Source organism: Simplicispira piscis, from assembly GCF_054783455.1.
Map to the genome: position 1 here is coordinate 75685 of NZ_BAAGQN010000014.1, position 21917 is coordinate 97601.

The 21917-nt window shown below is 64.2% G+C and carries 23 protein-coding genes; 3 read left to right on the forward strand and 20 right to left on the reverse strand.

Annotated features, from left to right (window positions below):
* Positions 1–129 precede the first annotated feature (129 nt).
* The 3 genes from ACYVOC_RS08765 to ACYVOC_RS08775 all read right to left on the reverse strand — a co-directional run bounded on the left by ACYVOC_RS08765 (position 130) and on the right by ACYVOC_RS08775 (position 5426).
* Positions 130–2166 (reverse strand): TonB-dependent receptor plug domain-containing protein, encoded by a 2037-nt coding sequence (locus ACYVOC_RS08765; protein ID WP_461161524.1) that lies wholly within the window; start codon positions 2164–2166, stop codon positions 130–132.
* 107 nt (positions 2167–2273) lie between these two features.
* The gene (locus ACYVOC_RS08770; RefSeq protein WP_461161525.1) at positions 2274–3290 is read right to left on the reverse strand and encodes an ABC transporter substrate-binding protein; all 1017 of its coding nucleotides are present in this window, start codon (positions 3288–3290) and stop codon (positions 2274–2276) included.
* Between the two features lie 9 nt (positions 3291–3299).
* A complete protein-coding gene (locus ACYVOC_RS08775; RefSeq protein WP_461161526.1) occupies positions 3300–5426 on the reverse strand; it encodes a TonB-dependent receptor family protein in 2127 nt (708 codons plus the stop codon).
* Between the two features lie 63 nt (positions 5427–5489).
* On the opposite strand from ACYVOC_RS08775, the gene ACYVOC_RS08780 reads away from it, so the two are divergent.
* Positions 5490–6197, forward strand: a complete 708-nt coding sequence (locus ACYVOC_RS08780) for a Crp/Fnr family transcriptional regulator (RefSeq protein ID WP_461161527.1) — start codon at positions 5490–5492, stop codon at positions 6195–6197.
* A 109-nt stretch (positions 6198–6306) separates the two neighbouring features.
* On the opposite strand, the gene ACYVOC_RS08785 is transcribed toward ACYVOC_RS08780, so the two are convergent.
* The gene (locus ACYVOC_RS08785) at positions 6307–7707 is read right to left on the reverse strand and encodes a phenylacetate--CoA ligase family protein (protein WP_461161528.1); all 1401 of its coding nucleotides are present in this window, start codon (positions 7705–7707) and stop codon (positions 6307–6309) included.
* A complete protein-coding gene (locus ACYVOC_RS08790; RefSeq protein ID WP_116003368.1) occupies positions 7704–8351 on the reverse strand; it encodes a SagB/ThcOx family dehydrogenase in 648 nt (215 codons plus the stop codon). The genes ACYVOC_RS08785 and ACYVOC_RS08790 overlap by 4 nt, the downstream gene beginning before the upstream one ends.
* Before the next feature lie 136 nt (positions 8352–8487).
* Here ACYVOC_RS08790 and ACYVOC_RS08795 point away from each other — a divergent pair, with 136 nt between their 5' ends.
* Positions 8488–10269 carry a PHA/PHB synthase family protein gene (locus ACYVOC_RS08795; protein ID WP_461161529.1) on the forward strand — a complete coding sequence of 594 codons (1782 nt, stop codon included), beginning with the start codon at positions 8488–8490 and terminating at the stop codon, positions 10267–10269.
* A gap of 220 nt (positions 10270–10489) precedes the next feature.
* On the opposite strand, the gene rnhA is transcribed toward ACYVOC_RS08795, so the two are convergent.
* Positions 10490–10939, reverse strand: coding sequence for a ribonuclease HI (gene rnhA, locus ACYVOC_RS08800; protein WP_116003366.1), 450 nt, complete (start codon positions 10937–10939; stop codon positions 10490–10492).
* Positions 10940–10955: 16 nt separating this feature from the next.
* Complete coding sequence (locus tag ACYVOC_RS08805) at positions 10956–11705, reverse strand: class I SAM-dependent methyltransferase (protein ID WP_461161660.1); 750 nt, start codon at positions 11703–11705, stop codon at positions 10956–10958.
* Between the two features lie 99 nt (positions 11706–11804).
* Between ACYVOC_RS08805 and ACYVOC_RS08810 the strand changes: the two genes are divergently transcribed.
* Positions 11805–12911 (forward strand): site-specific integrase, encoded by a 1107-nt coding sequence (locus ACYVOC_RS08810; RefSeq protein ID WP_461161530.1) that lies wholly within the window; start codon positions 11805–11807, stop codon positions 12909–12911.
* Positions 12912–12913: 2 nt separating this feature from the next.
* Here the strand turns inward: ACYVOC_RS08810 and ACYVOC_RS08815 are convergent, their stop codons facing one another.
* From ACYVOC_RS08815 to ACYVOC_RS08875, 13 genes are all read right to left on the reverse strand, one after another.
* The gene (locus ACYVOC_RS08815) at positions 12914–13453 is read right to left on the reverse strand and encodes a hypothetical protein (RefSeq protein ID WP_461161531.1); all 540 of its coding nucleotides are present in this window, start codon (positions 13451–13453) and stop codon (positions 12914–12916) included.
* Positions 13454–13472: 19 nt separating this feature from the next.
* A complete protein-coding gene (locus tag ACYVOC_RS08820) occupies positions 13473–13733 on the reverse strand; it encodes a hypothetical protein (protein WP_461161532.1) in 261 nt (86 codons plus the stop codon).
* Positions 13730–14350 (reverse strand): glycoside hydrolase family 108 protein, encoded by a 621-nt coding sequence (locus ACYVOC_RS08825; RefSeq protein ID WP_461161533.1) that lies wholly within the window; start codon positions 14348–14350, stop codon positions 13730–13732. Before ACYVOC_RS08825 ends, ACYVOC_RS08820 begins: the two co-directional genes overlap by 4 nt.
* Positions 14347–14619: a holin gene (locus tag ACYVOC_RS08830; protein WP_461161534.1), complete on the reverse strand. Its 273-nt coding sequence runs from the start codon at positions 14617–14619 to the stop codon at positions 14347–14349. The genes ACYVOC_RS08825 and ACYVOC_RS08830 overlap by 4 nt, the downstream gene beginning before the upstream one ends.
* Positions 14620–14708: 89 nt before the next feature.
* A complete protein-coding gene (locus ACYVOC_RS08835; protein ID WP_461161535.1) occupies positions 14709–15059 on the reverse strand; it encodes a hypothetical protein in 351 nt (116 codons plus the stop codon).
* Positions 15060–15062: 3 nt separating this feature from the next.
* Positions 15063–15302 (reverse strand): hypothetical protein, encoded by a 240-nt coding sequence (locus ACYVOC_RS08840; protein WP_461161536.1) that lies wholly within the window; start codon positions 15300–15302, stop codon positions 15063–15065.
* A 216-nt stretch (positions 15303–15518) separates the two neighbouring features.
* Positions 15519–16526: a hypothetical protein gene (locus ACYVOC_RS08845; RefSeq protein ID WP_461161537.1), complete on the reverse strand. Its 1008-nt coding sequence runs from the start codon at positions 16524–16526 to the stop codon at positions 15519–15521.
* A 9-nt stretch (positions 16527–16535) separates the two neighbouring features.
* On the reverse strand, positions 16536–17045 hold the full coding sequence (locus tag ACYVOC_RS08850; protein ID WP_461161538.1) for a hypothetical protein: 510 nt from the start codon (positions 17043–17045) through the stop codon (positions 16536–16538).
* A 12-nt stretch (positions 17046–17057) separates the two neighbouring features.
* Complete coding sequence (locus ACYVOC_RS08855; protein WP_461161539.1) at positions 17058–17558, reverse strand: hypothetical protein; 501 nt, start codon at positions 17556–17558, stop codon at positions 17058–17060.
* The gene (locus ACYVOC_RS08860) at positions 17551–17910 is read right to left on the reverse strand and encodes a hypothetical protein (protein ID WP_461161540.1); all 360 of its coding nucleotides are present in this window, start codon (positions 17908–17910) and stop codon (positions 17551–17553) included. Before ACYVOC_RS08860 ends, ACYVOC_RS08855 begins: the two co-directional genes overlap by 8 nt.
* Before the next feature lie 49 nt (positions 17911–17959).
* On the reverse strand, positions 17960–19009 hold the full coding sequence (locus tag ACYVOC_RS08865) for a type IV pilus modification PilV family protein (protein ID WP_461161541.1): 1050 nt from the start codon (positions 19007–19009) through the stop codon (positions 17960–17962).
* Positions 19010–19014: 5 nt separating this feature from the next.
* On the reverse strand, positions 19015–20007 hold the full coding sequence (locus tag ACYVOC_RS08870; RefSeq protein WP_461161542.1) for a hypothetical protein: 993 nt from the start codon (positions 20005–20007) through the stop codon (positions 19015–19017).
* Position 20008: 1 nt separating this feature from the next.
* Positions 20009–21913, reverse strand: a complete 1905-nt coding sequence (locus tag ACYVOC_RS08875; RefSeq protein ID WP_461161543.1) for a hypothetical protein — start codon at positions 21911–21913, stop codon at positions 20009–20011.
* Positions 21914–21917 lie beyond the last annotated feature (4 nt).

Here is a 21917-nt window from a genome sequence, read left to right on the forward strand (position 1 = left end):
CTCTAGCGCTTATCTATCAAACGGTAACAGCTATCAAAATAGTAGTATTTGAATATTGATACAACCGGCCCCTGGCCCACACTTCCCCACCAGAGAGGGGGCCAGGGGAGGTTCAAAGAGTCCTTGTTGTCAGAAATCAACCCTTGCGGTCACGAACACACGGCGCGCGCGCTCGGCATAGCCAAAGCTCTCCGACTTCTCGGCCAGGTTCACGTTGCCGATGTTTTCCAGCCCGGCGCGCAGCACCAGCTTGCGGTGGGCGTCCAGTGCAAACTGCTTGCCTACGCTGGCGCTCCACAGTGCGTACGAGGGCAGCGCAGCACCGTCGGTGCCGGTCTGGCTGCCGGTGAATTCGCCGGTCAGGCGCGCGCTCCAGCCCTCGGCGCCTTTCCATTCCAGGCGCGAGGTCAGGCTGCTCGATGGCCGGTCGGCCAGCTTCTGGCCGGTGCTTTTGTCGCGCGTGTGCAGCAGCGTCAGGTCGTTGCTCCAGGCAAGCTGGCGCGTCATGTCCCAGGTCATGCCCGCCTCCAGCCCCTGGATGCGTGCGGCGTCCACGTTGTCGTACTGGTAGAAGCGCCGCACGCCCTCCTGGCGCAGCAGGCGGTAGGTGATGAGGTCTTTGACCTCGGTGTTGAACACCGTGGCGCGCAGCGACCAGGCGGGCGCCACCTGCCAGTCGGCACCCACTTCAAACGAGTTGGACGACTCGGGCTGGATGTTGCCGTTGCCTGCAAAGGTGTGCGGCCCTTCGGCCCCCACGTAGTTGGGCGAGATCTGCTTGAGCGTGGGCGCCTTAAAGGCATGGCCAAAACCGCCCTTGACCACCAGCGCCGGGGTGGGCTCCCAGACCAGGTAGGCGCGCGGACTGACTTCGCTGCCAAACAGTTCGTGGTGGTCGGCACGCAGACCGGCGGTGAGCATCAGCGTGTCGGTCAGGGCGATTTCGTCTTGCGCAAACAGGGCCTTGTGCGCCGCATCGTCCACGCCGTTTTTCAGGCCGGCGTTCTCCAGCGTCTCGCGGCGCCATTCGCCGCCCACGGTGACCTTGTGCGCGCCCAGGGCAAAACTGGCATGGCCGTCCAGCACGTCGTCCACCATGTTCTGCGGCCGCGTGGGCGTAGCGCCGTTGCTGGCGCGGTTGGCAATGTCGATCTCGCTGCGGTAGGCGCGCAGCTTGCCGCGCCAGTTGTCAAACTGGCCCTCCCAGCCAACATGGGCCTGAGAGCGGTCGATGTCGTAGGTGCTGCGGTACACACCCTTGGAGGTGGAGCTGGTGTCGTACACACGCTGCTCTTTGCCGCCACTCCACCCCGCCTCCAGGGTTTGTTCCGGCGTCAGCGCATAGCGGGCAGCCAGGCCACCGTTCTTGGCGTGGCTGCCTTCGATTTCCGACAGCAGCGGACTCTGCCGATCGGCCACGGGTGCGCTGTGCGCCAGCTCGGCGTTCACACGCAAGCTCAGGCGTTCGCCCACCGGGCCGGCGGCAAACACCGAGGTGGTGCCCGTGGGTTCGCCTTCGCTGGAGCGGGTAGGGGTGCTGGCCGAGACGCCCACCGAGCCGATCCAACGGTCCTTGGGCTGGCGGGTAATGAGGTTGATGACACCGCCTAGCGCCTCGGAGCCATACAGCGCCGACATGGGCCCCCGGATGATCTCGATGCGCTCGACCGCCGACATGGGCAGCCAGCCGTATTGGTAGTCGGAATGGCCTACCACATCGTCCGTGGCGCTGATGCGCCGCCCGTCGATGAGAGTGAGTGTGTGCTTGCCTTCCAGCCCCCGCAACGCCAGCGTCTTGCGCCCGCCCACCTGGCGTGGCGAGAGCGTCAGGCCAGGGGCACCACGCACGGCGTCGAGCACATCGGACGCATTGCGCGCCGCCAGTTCGTCGCGGTTGATGACGGTGACGCTGGCGGGCGCGGTGCGCGCGTCCTGCTCGGTCAGCGTGGCCGTGACGGTGACCGCAGGCAGGGCCGCAGCGGCCTGCGCCACCTGCTGGGATGGTGCTTCCTGGGCACCCGCACCCGTCGGGCTGACGCCCTGGGCCTGAACGCCCGCGCCCGCAAACAACAGCATTGCGGCCCATGCCGCGGGACGGGGACGCAAGGAGTGCGAAAAGTTCAGGGCTGCGCTGGGCGCGCCGTGGGCCTCGGGGGAATACGTCATGACTGCAAACTCCTGGAATCAAAAAAATAAAGACCCAGGTGGCGGCGGCTGCCGGGGACAAGCAATGAAAAACAACGAAAAGGAATACGAAGGTGTGCCCGCCGCAGCTAGGTCATCCCGTAGAACGCGCTGGCAGGCAGCTTGCCGCCCACCAGCGCCGGGTTGCGCACCATCAACTGGCCGAAGAAGAACTCCAGCTCGGGGCGCGCTGCGGCGGCAGGCACCGCATCGAGCTGGCTCACGGCAATGGCGTCGGCCACGGCCTCGGAGGTGAGCAGGTCAATGTGTTTGGCCATCATGGCGCCGCACTCCAGGGGGTGTGCGCGGCACCAGGCGAGCGACTGGGCATAGGCGTTGGCCACGGCAGCCAGAACCTCGGGCAGCTGGCGCACCGTGCCCACGGCAGCGATACCCGCCTGCGGCAAGCGGGGTTTGCGCTCAAAAAGACGCCCCCACTCCTGCTGCAGGTCAGCACCCCGGTGCAACTCGGGCGCGATCAGGCCGATGGGGAAAGACTTGGTTTTACGCAGCGCCAGCGATACAGCGGGCTCGGCCAACAGCGCATGCGAGACACGGCGCGTGATGAGCAACTGCATGGCCTCCATGGGCGTGGGCACGTAGCGCACGCGAAAATCCTTGTGCAGATCCAGCCCCTGCTTCGCGGCCAGCAGCTGCAGCACGATGTCGGGCATGTCGCCCCGGAAGGGCACGGCAATTTCCTCGCCCCGGTAGTCGGCCAGCGCCTTGCGGTGGGCATCGCGCGTCACAAGCCACAGCGCGCCCCAGGTCGAGATGTTGAGCAGCGTGACGCCCGCGCCCCGGTTGAACAGGTTGGCGGCCACGTTGCTGGGCATGGCCAGCACGTCGGCCTTGCCGCCCATGGCCCTCATGCGCAGTTGGTCGGGGTCGCGCCACGACACAAAAGCGGTTTCGCCCGCCACACCCGCCAACGCATGGGTCTCGGCCATGTGGATCAAGGGCGCCGACACAATCGCCGGAGGGCCCGACAGGGTGATGCGCGGCAGGCGCGGGGCAGAACACGCCACAGCGGGCAGGCCGGAGGCGGCCAGCGCCGCCAGCACCTGGCGGCGTGAGAGGGTCGGCACAGGCAGGGATGGCAGCATGGCGGGCCCTCAGAACTGGTAGCTCAGGCCTGCCGTGAAGCTGCGGCCCAGGCCCTGCAAGTAGCCCGGCTGCGCTGCGGTGGCCTGGTTGCGGATGGCGTAGGCGCTGGCATAGCGCCGGTCGGTCACGTTGTCGGCCTGCACATACAGCGCCAAGGGTCCATCGCGCCATTCGAGCTTGAGGCCCAGCAGCGCGTAAGCGTCTTGCTCGGCACCGGGCGTGTTGGCATGGTCAGTGGGCGTGCTGACGGGCATCCAGCGCACATGGGGGCCGAAGCGCCAGGCGCCCATGCGGTACAGCACTTCGGCATTGATGAGCTGGCGCGGCACACCGGCAATCTGCTTGCCCGCGTATTCACCGCCGCGAAAGCGGAAGTCGCTGTAGGTCCAGCTGGCACGGACGTCGAGCGCGCCCATTCCCACGCGCTGGCTGCCCGAGAGGCCCAGCTCCACGCCCTGGTGGCGCGTGCCGCCCGCATAGTTGTACGTGCCCACCTTGATGCCGTTGGCGTCGGTCGTCGAGATCAACTCGTCGGCCAGCACGCTGCGGTACACAGCGGCCGTCCAGTGCACGGCATGGGCACCCTCACCCCAGCGACCGGCACCGCCCAGCTCGATGGTGGTGGCGCGCTGCATCTTCAGGCGCACCAGTTCGGCCTGGGCCGTGGCCGGGCTATTGGGTGCCACGGTGGCGCTGACGATCTCCCAGAAAGTGGGCGCCTCGTGGCTGCGGCTCAGGTTGGCCCACAGGCGCGTGGTGGGCGTGGCAGCCCAGTTCACACCGATCTTGGGCGTGGCAAAGCTCCAGTCCTGGTCGAGCAGCGCGGCGCTGCTGCGGCTTTGCGCGTCGCGCGTGAGATGGCTCCATTGCACGCTGCCCAGCAGCGTCCAGCCCGGCGCCAGGCGCCAGTCGGCCGCCGCCAGGGCCTGCAGGTTTTGGGCACCCAGGTCATAGCTGCCAAAGCGCTGCATTTGCTGGCCATTGGCCGGGTTGGTGGCGTACAGGTCGCGCTCCATGGCACTGTCGGCCCACGACAAGGCCGTGCGCCAGCCCCAGGCGCCATCCGCGCCCGCCGGGCGCCCGCTGGCCTGCCACTGCGCGCCAGCGGTGCGGCTGTGGGTGACGGTGTGGCTGGTCATGTTGTTGAACAGGTCGTCCGTGTCCTGCCAGTACACGCCCACCTCGTGGCGCAGGGTGTCGCTGCCCCAGCGCGAGCGGTTGGCCAGGCGCAGCTGCGTGGCAGCGCGGCGCGGGTCGCGCTTGTAGACGTTGAGCAACTGGTCCTGCGGGGTGGCGCCATCGCCCATCACGCCGCGCGGGTCCGACTGGATACGGTCCTTGGGCACCACGTTGGGGATCTGGAAGGCCAGGTCGGTCCAACCCAGGTAGGTGCGGTTCTCGAACCCCCCGTCGCCCTGAAAACCCACATTGGCCTGCACGCTGTCGCGCCGCGAGGCCGAGTGGTGGCGGTAGCCTTCGTAGCGGTCACTGCTGACCGACATCCGGCCATCCAGGCGCTCGCCCACACCTCCCACCGCAGCCTGTAAGCCCTGGCGGCCAAAGCTACCGTATTCAGCACGCACCCGGCCGCGCTCGTCGGCACCGGTCATCGACACAAAGTCCAGCTCGCCACCCAGCATGGTGGCGCTGGGCGACGTGGCGTTGGCGCCGCGCCGCGCGCTGACCAGGGCCGCGTTGCGCGGTTCGATCAGGCCGATGATGAAGGAGCCATCGGCCTCGTTGAGCGGCAAGCCGTCCTGCAGCAGCAGCACGCCCCGGTTCACCGGGTTGCTCTGGATGCCCGAGCCACGAATGCCCAGGCGCGGCTGGTCGGTGCCACCAAAAAAGTCCTGCAGCACGATGCCGGGCTGGTAGTCCAGCGCGTCGCGCAGTGTGGCCAGGCGCGCTTCTTTCTGCGGCTCGGCCAGGTTGGTGCCGCCGGGCACTTTGTCCAGTTTTTCGCGTTCGGCCTGCACGGTGCTGCGCAGAGGCACCGTGGCGCTGGCGCGGGTGGACTGCACGGTGACGGATGGCAGCGCCATGCCCTCTTGCGCCAGAGCAGGCGTGCCGAGGGCGGCGACCATCACAGCGCTGGCAGTGGCTCGCAAAGGGAAACGATGGGTTTTAGGATTCATACAAAACTTATTGGGATTCATTCGCATTTGCAATATCATCCTTGAAACCATCGGTATCCGGCAATGACATTTATCAACGTTTCTCCCGCCACGCCCCAATCCATCCTGGCGGCGCACCCCTTGTTCCAAGACCTGCCAGCCGCTGTGCTGCAAGCCATGTGCCAGCAAGCCGACTTGCATTCATTCCACCCGGGTGAAGTGGTTTTCCACGAAGGCGACGCTGCCCGCCACTGGTTTCTCGTGGTGCAGGGCCATGTGGAGGTGGTGCGCTTTGGCTGCGATGGCGATGAGCGGGTGTTTCACCGCTTTGGGCCGGGCCAGTGCGTGGCCGAGGCGGCCATGTTCATGGCCCATGGGCGCTACCCCATGCAGGCGCGCAGCGTGGGCACCACCGCTGCCTGGCGCCTGTGCCGCTGCGCCCTGCAGCGCGCCTGCGAAACCCACTCTGCCCTGGGTTTGTGCCTGCTGCAGGACCTGAGCCGCAGGCTCTACCACTACATCAATGAGGTGGAATGGCTTACGGTCAGCAGTGCGCCGCAAAGGTTGGCCGCCTGCCTGCTGCGCCTGTCGGCCGACCAGGGCACCCGGCTGGAGCTGCCGGGCACCCAGCGGCAGGTGGCCGCCCACCTGGGCATTCGTGCGGAAACCCTCAGCCGTCTGCTGTCGCAATGGCAGTCACGCCGCTGGGTGCAGGGCGAGCGCCGCCACTGGACGGTGCTGAACCCGGCCGCCCTGGAGAGCCTGACGGGCGCATTGGCGCGGGCCTTTTAGAACCTGCTTATTCCATTTCTAAATCATCCGTGTCGTTGTTGCTTCGCCTTGCCGTGCTACAGCACTGTCTGCGGCTTCGCGCCTAGACACGAATGATTTGGAAACAGAATTACGGGGTGCCGGGGGCCGTGCAGGCCACGATGCGGCAGGCTTTGCCGCTGCGCCCACGCGGCACGGGCTGGCCCAGTTCGGCCTTTACCTGCAAGGGCGCCAGCCCTTGGGCGAGCGCAAAGGCCTTGAGGGCGGCACGGCAGCGCGCCATGGCGGCGCGGCCTTCCTCGCCGTGCAGGGGCAGGCGCAGCACCAGGCTGTGGTCGTCCAGCTGGCGCAGATGAAAGTCGAAAACCCCCGCAACATCTTCCAGCACAGCCGTCAGCGCGAGGGGCAGCAGCGTGACCGTGCCGCCGTGCCGTCCCGCCATGTGCAGCGGATCGTCCTGGCGACCGCGCACCGTGATCATGGGCAAGGGCGAGCCGCAGGTGCACGGTTCGGCGTGCACGGTGACATGGTCGCCCAGTTCGTAGCGGATCAGGGGCTGCACCGTGTTGGCCAGGTTGGTCAGCAGCACGGCGTAAGGCGGCTCGCCCGGTGGCACCGGCCGGTAGCGTTCGTCCACGGGCTCCAGGATGACCCAGTCGGCATTGAGGTGCATGTGGCCGATCTGGCACTCCCAGCCCATGGCCAGGAACTCCGAGGCCCCATAGCTGTTGCGCAGCGCACAGTCCAGGCTGCGCTCGATGTGGGCGCGCACGGTGGGTCCCAGGGTTTCGCCACCGGTCCAGACCTCGCGCGGGGCAATGCGCAGGCGACCGGCGCACGCTTCATCGGCCAGCAAGGCCGCCACGGTCGGGTAGGTGATGAGCACGCTGGGCGCAAAGTCGTTGAGGGACTGCACCAGTTCGGCCGTGGGCGCCTGGATGGAAAAACTGCGCGTGCTGGCAGCCAGCCAGGGGTTGATACCGCACAGGCGCCGCAGCGAGACCAGGCTGGCGAAATGCCCGCCCGTGGCGCCCACAAAGGCATAGCGCTCGGCCAGTTGCAGCGGGTCCATCCAGTGCGCCAGCGGACGCGGTGCGCTGCGGCGCAGGGCTTCCAGCGCGTCGTATACGGCCATGGCCTGCGCGTCTTGCACAAACATGCCGGGCTGGCCGGTGGTGCCCGAGCTTTCCCACACCATGTAGCGGCCCAGCCAGGGTTCGGCAATGCGTTCGGGGTCGGCGGTAAAGGCGCGCAGTTCGTCGAGCTTGAGGCGCGGATCGGTCACCCAGTCGTCAAAGCGCTCCATGAGCTGGCCGCGCGTGACCACGGGCAGTTGCTGCAGCGGCGTGCGGGCGCTGCAGCCCGGGGGCAGCAGTTCCTGGTACAGGCGCGATTCGCGCAGTGCCACGTCGAGCAACTGCGCCAGGCGCCGTTGCTGCCGCTGGGCAATGCCCTGGGCCGTGCCCCGGTGGGCCGCCGCCACGTCGAGCGACACGGTGGACAGGCGCAGCAGATCGAACACGGCGCTCATGGTGCGCTGGCCCCCACGGTCTGCGACAGCAATATCTGCTGGTCGGTACCCAGGGACATGGCCTGGGCCAGTGCCTGGCGGTCGATCCAGGCCCGGATCACGGTGGACAGGCCCGCGCTTGCGCAATACAGGTAGACGTTTTGCGCCATGGCACCGGCCGCCACCGAGGCATAGGATTCACGCTGCGCCGCAGGCACGAGTTTCATGCGCGCATGGTCAGCCACATACACCAGGTCAAGCGGCGCGGTGTCCACAAAGTCCTGGTAGCCCGTCACACGCCGCACGTCGGCCGCCACCACTCGCTGCAGGGTGTGGGCCACGGGGTCGTAGCGGTACAGACCCTCGGGCAGGGCGACGTACACATCGATCTCCTGGGCGTTCAGGGCGCTGGGGGTGGTGCGGCCTGCGTGGTCGGCGCGGTTGATGCCGGCCGCGGCCCACAGCAGGTCGGAGAGGGTTTGCAGCGGCAACGCAGCCGGGTCAAAAGTGCGCGCCGACTGGCGCCGTGCCAGCGCCTGCATCAGCGGCACGCCGCCCGCCCTGTCGGGTGGCGGCAGCAGCAAAGCCGGGCTGCCATCGCCGGTGGGGGCCTCGGGGCGCAACTGCCCGATCAGGCCCAGGGCCATCTTGGTGAGCGTATTCATGGGCCCTCCTTGCGCAACAACGATAGGGCCATCATAGAAGCCCTCATTCCGCACCCCTTGCGGCAAGTCACGTATCGCATAAATGGAGGGGCCACGGCCTATCATGGAGACAGGACTCAACCCATCACGACACACCATGGCCCAACGCACTACTCCCACGCCCCCCCTCCCCGGCCTGTACACCGCGCCTGCCACGGAGACCCCGGCCCAAAAACTCGACCGGCTGACGCAGGCGGCCATCGCTCCCCTCACAGGCGGGCTGTCGCCGGTATCGCTGGGCCTGGCCACGGCGGACTGGGCCTGGCATCTGGCGCTGTCACCAGGCCGTCAGCTGGAGCTGGCAGCGCTGGCCACCCGGCTCGCTGGTGACACCCTGCGCTCGGCCGTGACCAGCACCACCGACGAGGTAGCCCCGCCCGACGAAGACCCGCGCTTTCGGCACCCCGCCTGGTCCCAATGGCCCTTCAACCAAATGCGCACAGGTTTTCACAACACCGAAGCGTTTTGGCGCGAAGCTGCCCAGGTGCCCGGCATGACGGCGCACCACACCGACCTGACCCAGTTCTTTGCGCGGCAGTGGCTGGACATGCTTTCACCGGCCAACATGCCCACCACCAACCCGGTGGTGCAGCGCGACGTGCTCGAATCAGGCGGTGCGCACCTGCGCAAGGGGTTGCAGCACTGGCTGGCAGATGCCACGGGCATGCCCACGCCGGACAAGGAGGAACAAGCCGAGCGTTTTCGCGTAGGGCACGACGTGGCCGTCACGCCGGGCAAGGTGGTGTTTCGCAATGCACTGATCGAGCTGATCCGCTACGCGCCGCAAACCCCTCGGGTCCACCCCGAGCCGGTGCTGATCGTGCCGTCGTGGATCATGAAGTACTACATCCTCGACCTCTCGCCCCACAACTCGCTGGTGCGCTATCTGGTGGGCCAGGGCCATACCGTCTACATGCTGTCATGGCGCAACCCCGACGCCGCCGATGCAGAACTTTGCATGGATGACTACCTGCGCCTGGGCGTGTTCGATGCGCTGCAGGCCGTGGGAGCACAAAGCACCCCCAACACGCCGGTGCACGCCATGGGCTACTGTCTGGGCGGCACGCTGCTGGCCATTGCCGCCGCCGCGATGGCGCGCAAGGGCGGCGTGCAGGGCCAGGAAGAATTCCCGCCCCTGCAGTCACTCACGCTGCTGGCGGCGCAGACCGACTTCTCCGAGCCGGGCGAGCTGGGCCTGTTCATCGACGAAGGCCAGATCGCCCTGCTGGACCACATCACGCGCGGTCAGGGCTACCTGTCGGGCAAGCAGATGGCGGGGTCCTTCCAGTTTCTGCACTCACGCGACCTGGTATGGGCGCGGCGCATGCGCGAATACCTGCTGGGCGAGCGCGACCAGCCCAACGATCTGATGGCCTGGAACGCCGACACCACGCGCATGCCCGCCCGCATGCACCACGAATACCTGGTGGCGCTGTACCTGAAAAACGCCCTGGCGGCACACACTTACCGCGTGGAAGGGCGTGCGGTGTCACTGGGAGACATCCGGCTGCCCCTGTTCGTGGTGGGCACACAGCGCGACCATGTGTCGCCCTGGCGCTCGGTCTACAAGCTGCACCGTCTTTGCGATGCGGAAATCACCTTCGTGCTGACCAGCGGCGGACACAACGCCGGCATCATCTCCGAGCCTGGCCACCCACGCCGCAGCTACCAGATGGATACCCGCCCGGCGTACGGCACCTGGGTAGAACCCGACACTTGGGCCGCCACCGCGCCCCAAACCGAGGGTTCCTGGTGGCCAGCCTGGCATGGCTGGTTGGCGGCCCATTCGTCCGCTCCACGGCCCGCCAAGCCGCTGGGCACGGCCCACACCCTGGGCGACGCGCCCGGCAGCTATGTACTCCAGCGCTATCAGGAATAATATGAAAAATGGCTATAACGCAATACTGCAAAGCGCCAACAGCTATTATTTATATAGCATTTAGCTATGCACCAATAGGAGGGCGTTCCACTTGGTCGTGCGCCACGGTGGTGCGGGCACCGGGCATGGCCTTGCGCACCTGTAGGTACTCCCTGAACCGGCTCAACACACCTGGAAAGGCTCCAGTCTGTAGCCTGCCCTTACAAAATACCGAAGCGCTTCAACGCTGGCCCAACGCCTGTTCCACACCATAGTTGGCCAGGGCATCGGCCCGCTCGTTGCCGGGGTCGCCCGAATGCCCCTTCACCCAGCGCCAGTCGATCTGGTGGCCGCCCTGTGCCACCAGTGCATCAAGGCGCTGCCACAGTTCCACGTTTTTGACGGGCTGCTTGGCGGCGGTGCGCCAGCCCCGGGCTTTCCAGCCGTGGATCCACTCCGTAATGCCCTTGCGCACGTATTCGCTGTCGAGAAACAGCGTGACAGCACAGGGGCGCTTGAGGGCGGTGAGCGCCTCAATCACCGCCAGCAATTCCATGCGGTTGTTGGTGGTGCCCAGTTCGCCGCCGAAAAGCTCTTTTTCAGTCGAGCCCGAGCGCATCAAGACGCCCCAGCCGCCGGGGCCAGGGTTGCCCTTGCAGGCCCCGTCGGTATAAATCTGTACCTGGTTCACTCAATGTTCCTGTCGGTCAATGTTTTCCGTGGCGCCGTGCAATCGGCATGGTGGCCGTAGCGCGCTGTGGGCTGGCGCGCCACGCGGGTTCCAGCAAACGCATGCCGTGCACCCGCTTGATGCCCACCACGAAATAGACGGCGCCCAGTATGGGCCAGCAGCGGTCGCCCACCGCGTCCATCCATGAAAATTTTTCCAACCACTGCTCGGTGCGCACCGCCGGGCGGTAGCAGCCAAACTGGGCGTCGTCCACTTCGAAGTTGAGCAGGCGCAGCCAGTCGCGCAAGCGCCAGTAGCCAATGAACTCGTTCACATCGGGCAAAAACGAACGCCCTCGCCGGCCGCTCAAACGTTGATACAAGCGAATGCGGCGCTGGCGCAGCCCCCACAGGCTGGCCGGGTTCAACCCGGTGATGACTACACGCCCTTCGGGCACGAGCACCCGCGCCACCTCACGCAATGCCGTGTGCGGGTCGTGGCTCAGTTCCAGCGCATGGGGCAGCAGCACCAGATCGAGGCTATTGTCCGGAAATGGCAGCGCAACGGCATGGCTCAGCAGGTCGGGAATGGGGCCCGCACCCGGGGCCGAGGCCTCGTCCAGCGCCAGCCAGCGGTGCGGCATGCGGTTGGCGCGCAGGCCATCGAGCAGCGGCATTCCCAGCTGCAGACTGTGGTAACCAAAGACATCGGCAACGGCCTCGTCAAAGCGCGCCTGCTCCCATCCCAGCACGTAGCGCCCTGCCGGTGAATCGAACCAATGGTGCAAACCTATAATTTCCATGACAGCGCGGAACCATTCGGCATATAAGAGCACTTTCCGTTATATATCAACATATTACGTCCAATTAACGGTGTGACAACTTGAATGCAAAGCACTATTTGGCACACTAAAGCACCTCTTGGTGTGACAATCGGTGTGCCAAAATCCATCTGTCACACCGCCATGCCAACAATCCGCCAACGCAATGGCCGCTTCCAGGCGCAAGTACGCATCAAGGAAGATGGTCGCATTGTCCACCAAGAGAGCGCCACGTTCGACACCCGCGCACAGGCCAGCGCCTGGGGCGTGGCCCTGGAAAAGCGCATCGCAAAGACCGGCGTGGCTGCGCGTAAACAAGGACAAGTGTCACTGGCCGACCTTATGGACACGCATGTCAAGATGCTCAAGAAGATCGGGCGTGAGTATTTAGCCATCGAGCACCGGTTCAAAAATATCAAAGCCTACCCATTCACCGAAAAGCCTGCGGAGTCGATCACCTCGACCGACTTCATCGACTGGGCGGTGCGGCATGCGCCTGGGCGATCCCCAGCCACTCTACTGAACCACATGATGGCCGTGCGCGCTGCGTATCGGGCCGCTCCGGTTGCCCACGGCATTGCGCTGGACATGGCTGTTGTCACGAACGCCATGGACCATCTGCGACGCATGCAGGTAGTCGCCCCCAGCCAGCGCCGCGACCGCCGGGTGTCTGACGACGAGTTGAGCCGGATTGAGGTATGGTGGCGCAAGCTGGATGGAACCACCATACCGCTACCAACCATACTGAGGTTTCTGGTGGCCCTGCCCCGGCGCCGCGAGGAAGTCATGAACGCCATGTGGCCTGACTACGATCCGAAGACCCATACACTGTTGCTGCGCGACACGAAGCACCCGACAATGCCACGAGATGAGGTGGTTCCAGTGCCGCCGATGGCGCAAGTGATACTTGAAGGCCTGCCGCGCACCAATGGCAAAATATTCCCGTATCGAGGGGCATCGGTCAGTGCGTCATTCCAGCGCGCAGCCAAGCTCTTGGAGCTTGAGGACATCACGCTGCACGACCTGCGGCATGAGGGCATCAGTAGGCTGTTCGAGGCTGGTCTGACAATCCCAGAGGTGTCGCTGATTTCCGGCCACACAAGCTGGGAGTCGCTCAAGCGGTACACGCACATTCAGCCAAGGCATGTGCTGGAGAAGCTGGGGCGGAAGTAGCCCTACTTCAGCGCATCCCTCGCAGCTTCATACTGCCGCTCGCAGGTTGCAAGCTGTAGGCGGATGGTGTCGGCGCGGTGGGCTTCTGAAACAAGATCATATCCAGCCGGTCCAGAAAGCTCGGCCCGGTCACTTCCTGCGGCAGTCGCTGCAATGGCGGCAACGCTGGCGGGGCCGGACAGGCTACGGGCGGTGACGGCTGCCGTGGCTGCTGCGCGCAACCGCTGGCGAAGATCATCACGCTGGCGAGCAAGGGCAGTGATTTGCGCATTCGATTCCTCCTGGATGGTTTCGACCTTGGCGACAAGGGCTTGTTCTGTGTCGCGTGCCTTTGCGGTGGCCTGGGCAAGCGCCGCCTGTTGCGATGCCTCAAGCTGGGCAGCGGCGACTTTGTGCTTTTCGACTTCCAGCGTCAGGCCGTCTTTGTCGAGCTTGAACTTGCATGACGTGGCGGCGAGCATGGCGATCAGGGCGGCATAGACCCAGCGGGGGATCAGGGAAAGTAGCGCTGTCATTCCCACCACCTCCACCAGTTGAGCCACATGGCAATCAGAATCGGATTCACTGCATCGCCTCGCATTCCGCGCTGTCGCGGTAGCCGTTGCGGGCTTCCGCAAAGCAGGCGCGCACCTTGCCAGCAGCAATGGCACCCTCATGGCCGCAGCGCTCCAGGACCACGCCGGCCTCCAGATACCAGGCAGGCGCCAGATCGGCCTCGATGGCTGCGGTTTGCAGCAGCTCGCAGCTCAAGTGCGCGGTCCCTGCCGGGACGATGGTGCAGCCCGCCAGCGCGGCTACGGCCAGGGTCAAGATGGATTTCACGGGGCACCTCCTTGGACAGACTCGGCGCAGCGTGCCAGCGGCACATTGCCAAGCCGGTGATCGGCCCAGCCCACGATGAACATGGGCTTGTTCTGGCGCATGTAGTGCGCGCCCTGCTGCACATCCATCAGCTTCAACGTCAGCTCACAAGCCTTCACGCGCCCGCGCTTTCGCTCCAGCGCCTGGTACGCGGCCAGGGTCTGGAAGCCAATGTGTCCATCCACCGCCACAAGGGGAAAGTCGGCGCCACCTCGGCTCAGTTGGTTGAGCGCCTCCTGGAGCCAGCGCGCCGATCGTCCAGGCCCGGCGTTCACCCCGGCGTCCACCAGCTTCTCACCCAGGGCCGGTGACAGAAAAATCACACTATGAAAGCCCGGTCGCTCGATGTAGTCCTGCGTGTAGATGCGCTGCGCGGTTGCCTTGGGCAGTTCACGCATGGGGCCTTGGTAGCCGTGCTCGCGCGCCACTGCCACGGTGACGCCGTGGTTTGTTTCGCCGCCGGGGTCTGCCGGGTTGTTGACGTAGCCCCCCTCCACCGCAAACACGCCTGCCACGATGGCAAGGACGGCCGCGCCCGCAGAGGCCCACACTTTGCCGGGCACCTGGGGGAAGGTCATTCGTCCAGCTCCAGGCCACCAATGCCGGTATCAGTGTGCTGCCCTCGCAGCAGCCGCGCCATGCGGGCCTGATGCTCGACTTTGGCCCGCCGATTGGCGTGAAGCTTGAAATAGATGTTGACTGAGAGGCCAATGACCCCGATCAGCACGCCGACAAGCCCGAAGAACTCGTTTGAGAGGAACCACCCTAAGCCCGTCACACCCGCGCCGATATAGGTGGTCTTGCTGCCCGCTGCGGCAATGGTGATGTCGATGGCTTCGGATTTCATGGCCTTGATGATTCCGGGCCATGCAAAAACCGTCCAACCCTATACGGGGGTGATCTTCTGAAACCGATCGATTTCAGTGGCGTCCTGGATCATGCTCGCGATCCCTCTCCGTTTTTTCCATTCGCAGCCTTCGTGCGCGACTCGAAAGTAGGCGTTCCCGTGCGGTACTCATCAGGGTAGTTCTTGCGCTCGAATTCCTTGATGTATGCGTTGCGGCAGTGGTTCGGGCCTTGCCACAGCCCGAAGAGCCAGTCGATTGGCGGCATGAACATGCGCCCGAAAATCTTTCCATCCCTGTGTGCGCGGTAGCAGCGGGCACTAAGGGTTTCATCGGCGTAGCCCACCGTGCCGTCAAGGGGCGGTGGCAAGACATTCGCTAGTTGGTCGAGCGCGAGGAACACCTGTTCACCCCATGCACGCATCAGTTGCCATAATGCCATCGGTCAGCCCTCCAGATAGAAATGCTCTTGCAGCTTGCTGACCCATGTCGCCTTGATTTCTGGTGTCAGCAGGGGTGACGTTGCTGCAAGGATGGATTGCGCTGCCAACTCGAAACTGAGCGTGCTCATGTATGCGTTGGCCGCCGCCACAGCCGGATCGCTCATCAGACTTGTCAGTTCGGGGACAGACCATGCGCCCGCACGCACGCGGCCCATGTTGTCTGCGGCCATCCATGCAATCATGGCTGTCTTTAACGACTGCGCGCTTGGTGTAGCGGGCTTGGTCAAGGTCGAACTGCGACGGTGGCGGCGCAGGCTCAGGCACCCCGCCCGCAGCAAGCCACGCCTTGTACGCGAGGTAATCGGGGTTCGTGTTGGGGAACTCTGGGGTGTTCGCAATGGGCACCTTGGTTTCGCCATCCTTGATGACGTAGCCTTCATGGGTGAGTTTGTAGGTTGTCATGCGTATTGCCCCCCTGAATCTTTAGTCCCAGTGGTGTCGCCAGGCAGGAATGTCTCTCCCGCCGCCGTGATGATGGTCCCATTGAGCGAGGCGTTATAACGAGGCCCAGCGGTGGTACCGGAGAAAGATGGGCCGACAGCAACAACGCTTGCTCCGCGAGCCGATACAACAAACCCGGTGCTCATTGCAGGAGTGCCCGTGATCGTCACCGTGTGAGCCGCGAGCTGTAGGGTCGCGTTGTCATAAGCCGCAACGTGGGAAGACCCATTGCCCGAAATCTTGTAAGGCCCAACCGACTCTGCTCTTGCGCCAGATACGCAGGCGACGTGTGTGGTGGCTGTGCTCCCAAAGTCAACATTTGCCCATTCCACCGCTGCGCCACCTCCGTACGCGATGAGGCAGTAGCCCGCCGTCGTTGTTTGCATGCGCAGCCAATCAAATCGATAGCGCCCGCTATAAGAACCGGAAAAGCAACTATCCCCCGTTGTATGCACGACGGTGCTGGTCATATCCGCGTTTACCCCACGAATAATGACCTTTCCAGCGCCGACCAGAGTTTTAAGTGTCGTGGGTGCTGTCCATGTTCCGGAGCCAACGTAGATCGTGACGTCGTAGATGCCCAGGTCGATGGACGCCGCTGTGTCAACTGCTTTCTGAACAGTCAAAAACGCCCCGCCGCTTGAGTCCGTCAGCCCGTTGTTGCTATCGCTGCCGTCAGCCCGCACGTAGTAAGTGCGCGCAGCAGTCAGCTTTTCGCGGAACTGACCCTTGAAGTAAGCGAGCAGTACAGCTTTCAGATTCGCAAAAGTCAGCTTCTTTAATCCCCACGATGCAGCGCTGTCAGACAGCCCGAGTTCGTCGGCATCGACCGGGGTGGCTTTGCTGGTGGCGGCGTGGATGTGAGCAGCCGTCACCTCCGGGATGTTGGCTGCCGGTAGAAAGTCCGTGGAGGGCATCTCTTTGAGCTGCCCGCTCACCAAAACTACAGGCTTGCGCTCTGCCATGTCAGCCCCTTACGCCAGCACTACGGCTGTGCCGCGCTCGAAGTTCACAGCGGTGGCGCTCACGGCCACGCCTACCTGTTGCACTACGTTGCCCGACGCGCTTGGGATCGTGGTGCCGCCAGCGCCCGCAGTGGTCTGCAGGTACACGGCGCCAGGGGTCTGCCCAGTCACCTGTGTGTTCGTGCCCTCGAAGTAAACCGTGGCCGGGTTGCCGCTGGTCACAGCGGCTAGGACGAACCCGTTGGCCTCTTTGCCTGCCGTGGTGGCGTCAGCCTTGCGCACCTTGGCTGTGCCGATGTCGTTCCAGACGTTGATCCAGTCACCCGCTGCGAGGCCCTCACTGGCGTTGATGACGGCAGTATCTGCACCGATGCCCACAGGCATCATGCTGTTGTCGAGGCGGCCGGTGTCATCCAGCGCAACAATGTCGCCAGCGTTGCCTGCGCCAGCGCTGGTCTGCACACCGAACACTTCTGTGATGACGCCGCCGATCAGGCGGAGAAGTTTCTTTGCTGCCATGGTGTGGCTCCTTTAGGTCAAAACGATGGGGGGTTGAACATCAATACGGATGCGCGTCGGCGCCAGGGCGTACCCCACCACCTGCGCAAAGACAGCGCCCATGGGCAAGGCCTGCACCAGAGCGCCAGTCGCACCGACAAAAACAGGGCCGGTAGCGAACGTCCAACCGGCATGCGCCAGGTCGAAATCTGTCTGCACCACTGCGAGATCGCCCGCGCCGTAGGCGTTTGCAATGACACCCTGCACAGCACCTATATGCGCCGGGTTTGTGCAGTCCGCGTAAATCAGAAGGCCGTCAGCGTCCATGGCCACGGCGGTGTGTCCACTCAGCGGGGTCGCACCCACAGTGACGACGGTTGCGCCACCAGCGGGGCCGGGGATACCTTGAATGCCAGGCGGCCCCTGCTCTGCCGCCGTCACCACGGCCGTGGTGGACACCTCTTCCGCAAGGATGTGTGTCTCACTGCCCTGCGTGAGGATCTGGATTTCCTCGACCGTCACCAGGTCAGACACGGGTAACCTCCGGCGACACGCTCACCGAACCCTGGGCCAGTCTTGTCACTTCACCGCTAGGGTGCACGATTTCCAAATCCCAGACACCGCCATCCCAATCAATGGCCCCGGTGTCCTCGTCACTCACATACAGGTCAATGACACCCGTGGCGCCGCCCAGCACAATGCCGCCGTTGGCATCGGTCAGGGACAGCAGAACGTCGGCGGATTCCACTTCTGCGCGCACTTGCATGCGCGCCTCGCAGCCGGTCAGATCGACGGGCACAGCAGGCGTGCCAGCACTCCACGTCAGGCGCTTTCGAAACGTGGCGCCCTGATAAATGGTGAGCTTGAGCTTGGCCGGGGTAGTCATGCCCTGCAGTGTTCCGACTGCAGGGGTGGGCGTCCAACCCTATACGGGGTCAGGCCAGTATTGAGTCCCAATCCGTCACGTCGCGCTCGGTTCCGCTGTAGGAGCCTTTGGCATGTACCTGGTTCATCAAGGTCGTAACGGCGTTTCCAAACAGATCAACCACCTCATTGGCGTTGGCCATCTTGAGCTTACCAATGACTTCCGCCCGGTCTTTGGCCGCGCGCTCGTCAAAATCCAGACCAAACCTGCGCGTTGCAACAGCGCGCATCAGTCCGGCGGTCTGGTTGTAGAACCGCTCGTTCATTGCCGTGACGTTGTTGTATGTGTCAACGACCTGGTTCTGGTCGTTGATCCACATCCCCCGTGCGCGCAGCTTGAGCTTGAACGCCTCGGCCACCTGCTCATGGATCTTGCGGATACGGCTCATGCTGGCGTCCAGTGACACGCGGGCAAGGCGCATCTTCTCCGCGCGCTCCTGCGCAAGACGCTCTGCGTGCGCTTGGGTCACTGCCTCAGTCGCAGCGCTCACGCTTGCGCCGTGCATGCGGGCCAGTCCCTCCAGCACTTGGCCGTGGGCAAACCTGTGCCCTGCAGCAGCGGCTGCGTCCAACGCTTGCCGCTCCTGGGCGTATGCCTGGCGCCGCGCCAGCAAGAACGCGGTATTCGCTGGCGTGCTGTCCACCACCTCGTTATACGAGACACCGACCGCAGACGCCAGCGCCGCGCGCACGAACGCATCGGCGTCTGCCCCCGCCTGCCCCAGCCCCGGAAACAGCGCGTCCATCTTGTCGATGTAGTCCTCGAAGAACGAGCCCACCACGTTCTCAAGGAACAGGGGCATGCGGTCTATGTCGGGCGTCTTGCCGTCCAGGGTGGCGTTTTTCAGTGCGCCGCTGGATGCGTTGTACTCCTGCCGATAGTTTGCATCGGCCGCATCCGGCTTGCCAGGGATGCCCCTCAGCGCCGCATTGATTTCCTTATCAATGCTTCGGCCCATGGCTGTATCTGCGGTGTTGATCATCTCCGAGATACGGTCGATGGCGGTATAGACGATGGCTGCAGAGATACCCTGCATCGCTGTGCCTGTGGACGTTGCCATGTGTGTCAGCCCTCCGCGTTGATGTTGTTGGACTCACTGGCCGTGGAGTTGACACTCACCCCCGCGCTGTTGAGTGCTGCGGCTGCCCGCGACGAGTACCGGCGCAGCAGTTTGATGTGGGCATCCACCGACATTTCGTCCATCGTGTTCGCCCTGGCCGTGATGGCCTTGATCTTCTGGATGGCTGCAGCGTGCGAGTCGTCGGTTGTCTGGATGCGTTCGGCCCACCCGGCCAGTTCGGCTGTGCGAATGTCCATGCGCGCCTTGATGGACTGCTCTTCTCGCTGCAGGCAGGTGAGGTAGTCGTTATTGCGCCCGAACACATCAAACATCAGGTGCATCTGCGTGAAGACGTGATCCATCGCCGCTTCGAGTGCGTCGTTGCGCGCCTTAATGAGCGCTTCCACCGCGTCGATGCGCAGCTTGTGTTCCTCGGCCTGCCGGTCGGCCTGCATCTGGGCTTTTGATCGCGCCACCAGCAAACCAGCCTCGCGCTGCGCGACCCCTCGCAGGGCGGCTCCCGCACCATTCGGGACGGGCAGGTTCCGCTGGTTGACGGTCAGTATCTGGGCGGCAAACGAATCCACCTGCCCTGCCCGGTGTGTGTAGCCGACATACCCTAAGCCGTCGCCGCCATTGGTGACCTTGCGCAGCCATTCCACAGCAGCCGTGAAGCCTGGCCCGACACCCGCCGTCAGGGCGATGATGCCCTGGAACTCCGCCGCCCATTTGTCGGCCACCTCCTTCATCTGGCCCTCCAACTCGCGGTCATGATTCACCACCAGGGCTGCTGGCTCGTCGCCTGCGTACCTGGTCATGAAGCCCTCGATGGATGTGGCGCCGCCAGTGCTCACGCCGGACTCTGAGTTTCCGCCGCCACCAATGTTCTTGGAGCCGAACCGCTCCGCGTTGGCGTAGCTGGTCAAGGCCATGTTCCAGGCCCGTCCCAATAGCCAATCGAAGAGCAGAGCTGATGGTAGTGCGCGTCCGTTGGCCATATCAGATTCTCCGGTTCGAAGCTATGACGTTAAATGCGACCGAGTCGAGCTCGAAAGCGTCGCCTTCGCTCGTCAGATCGAAAGTGAAGAAGTTACTGCGCAGTCCGCGCCCAGTGTCAAAGCGCTGTGTCTTCATGCGCGGGTCGTTGCGGCGCGCCCTGTAGGTGTATTCTTTTTGCCCATCCCCCACTTTCAGGAACAGCGCTCCAGATGACGAGACGCCAACGTATACCGCGTCCATACTCTTGAGAGACTGGGTGCCAAAGTCGTGCTGGCCGAAATTCACTCCGCCGATGATGGGCCGACCAGCGTCGTTCGCACCACCCAGCAGGTAAACGCCGTCCGCCCGACACCCGTAATGCTTCCCTCCGAACGCGGCGAAACTGTTGAATCCAAACCCGTCGTATCGCGTGCTGGCATTGCTATCGGCGTTGACAACCCAGGCTTCTCCGCCGACCGCAGAGCCGTCCTCTACGCGCAGCATCAGCACGCGAACGCGGTCACCCAGGCCGATCTGCTCCATCGCGTCGATCAGGAAAGTCTGCAGTATCGAGGCTTGATCCTGCACGTCGATCCGCTCAGTCCCGTCCACCGTCATGACCGCGTGGACTTCGGCGGTACTGCTTCCGTCCACGCGCTCCACACAGGACACCATGAGGTAGGAGACGGGGTGTGCCGGGGCGTATAGACCGACTGTCTCTATCACCTGTACCAGGGGAGTCATCTCGCCACCGTAGGCGGCAAAGCGGAACCCCGGCATCTCCGCGACAATCTCCATGCTCGTCGGATCGTCACCCATGCGCAGGGTGAAGGCAGGCATTTCCGCCTCCAGCGTGTCATACCCTGGAGCCTCCGCTACCATGGTAAAGCGCGGCATGTTTCCGATCAGCGCAGAAAACGGCACTATGTCGTCGTCCGGGCTGCTCATGGCGATCCACGCCGTGAATGGGCCGAACCGCCCTTCGATCAAATCAAAATCTGCCGTCTCCGCCATGCGAGCGGTAAACGGCCCGAGGCTTCCGGCGATGCCATCCCCGTCGCCGCATTCCATGGCGAACCCTGGCATGGCACCTATCAGTTCCCATACATCCTCTTCCGAAAACCTCCCATTGAACGCACCAATGGCGCCTCCCAGGGAGTCGTCGGACGTTGCGTCGGCCTCAAATGTAAAGCCCGGAAGCAACCCGGTAAGTGACCCGTCTTCAAGCTCTCCGTCCCATTCTCCTGCCGTGAACAATGGGTTATCCACCGTGTCGTAAGCGCTGTAGAGCGTGGCGTCCAGGGCATAGGCCTCTGGCATGGTGAAAGCTCCGGCGAACAGCGCCTCGCCGTTGACCATCCACTTAATGCCCTGCCCGTACATTAGCGCGTAGACCACATCGGTGGTCGCGTCTGGCTCCCGGCTCGCTCGTATTGGAGCGTAGGGGACGGAGAGCACTATCGCGCTACCTTGGACAACACGCACCGTCTCGGCGGTGAACACCAGTCCGTAGTGCAGATGCTCAAAACCGTTGCGCCCTTGTATTGGCAGCTCAGAAACAGGCACCAGTCCAATAGCTACGCCGCCCGGGCGCGCATTAAGCACGTCCGGGATGTCGAATGAAATCCGGCCAACCCAATCCGGCGGCAGTGATTCGATGCTGTGCGCTCCGCTGTTCCAGCCCAGGTTAAGGTCGAGTGTGGCGTCATAGTCTGGCTCTGGACCTGGGGCAACAACAGTACCCCGGCCAGATGGGTCTTGGATAAAACCAACACCGCCGCCACTGCCGCCCCCGCCACTGCTCCCCCCACCGCCGCCTGGAGGGCGATCAATGTCGTCGCTGGCATCCCAGCAGGTGTACTCGTACCTGGACGGTACGCCCGTCTCAAAGCTGTTCACCCACACATTCGCACAGACTCTTGGCATGGTG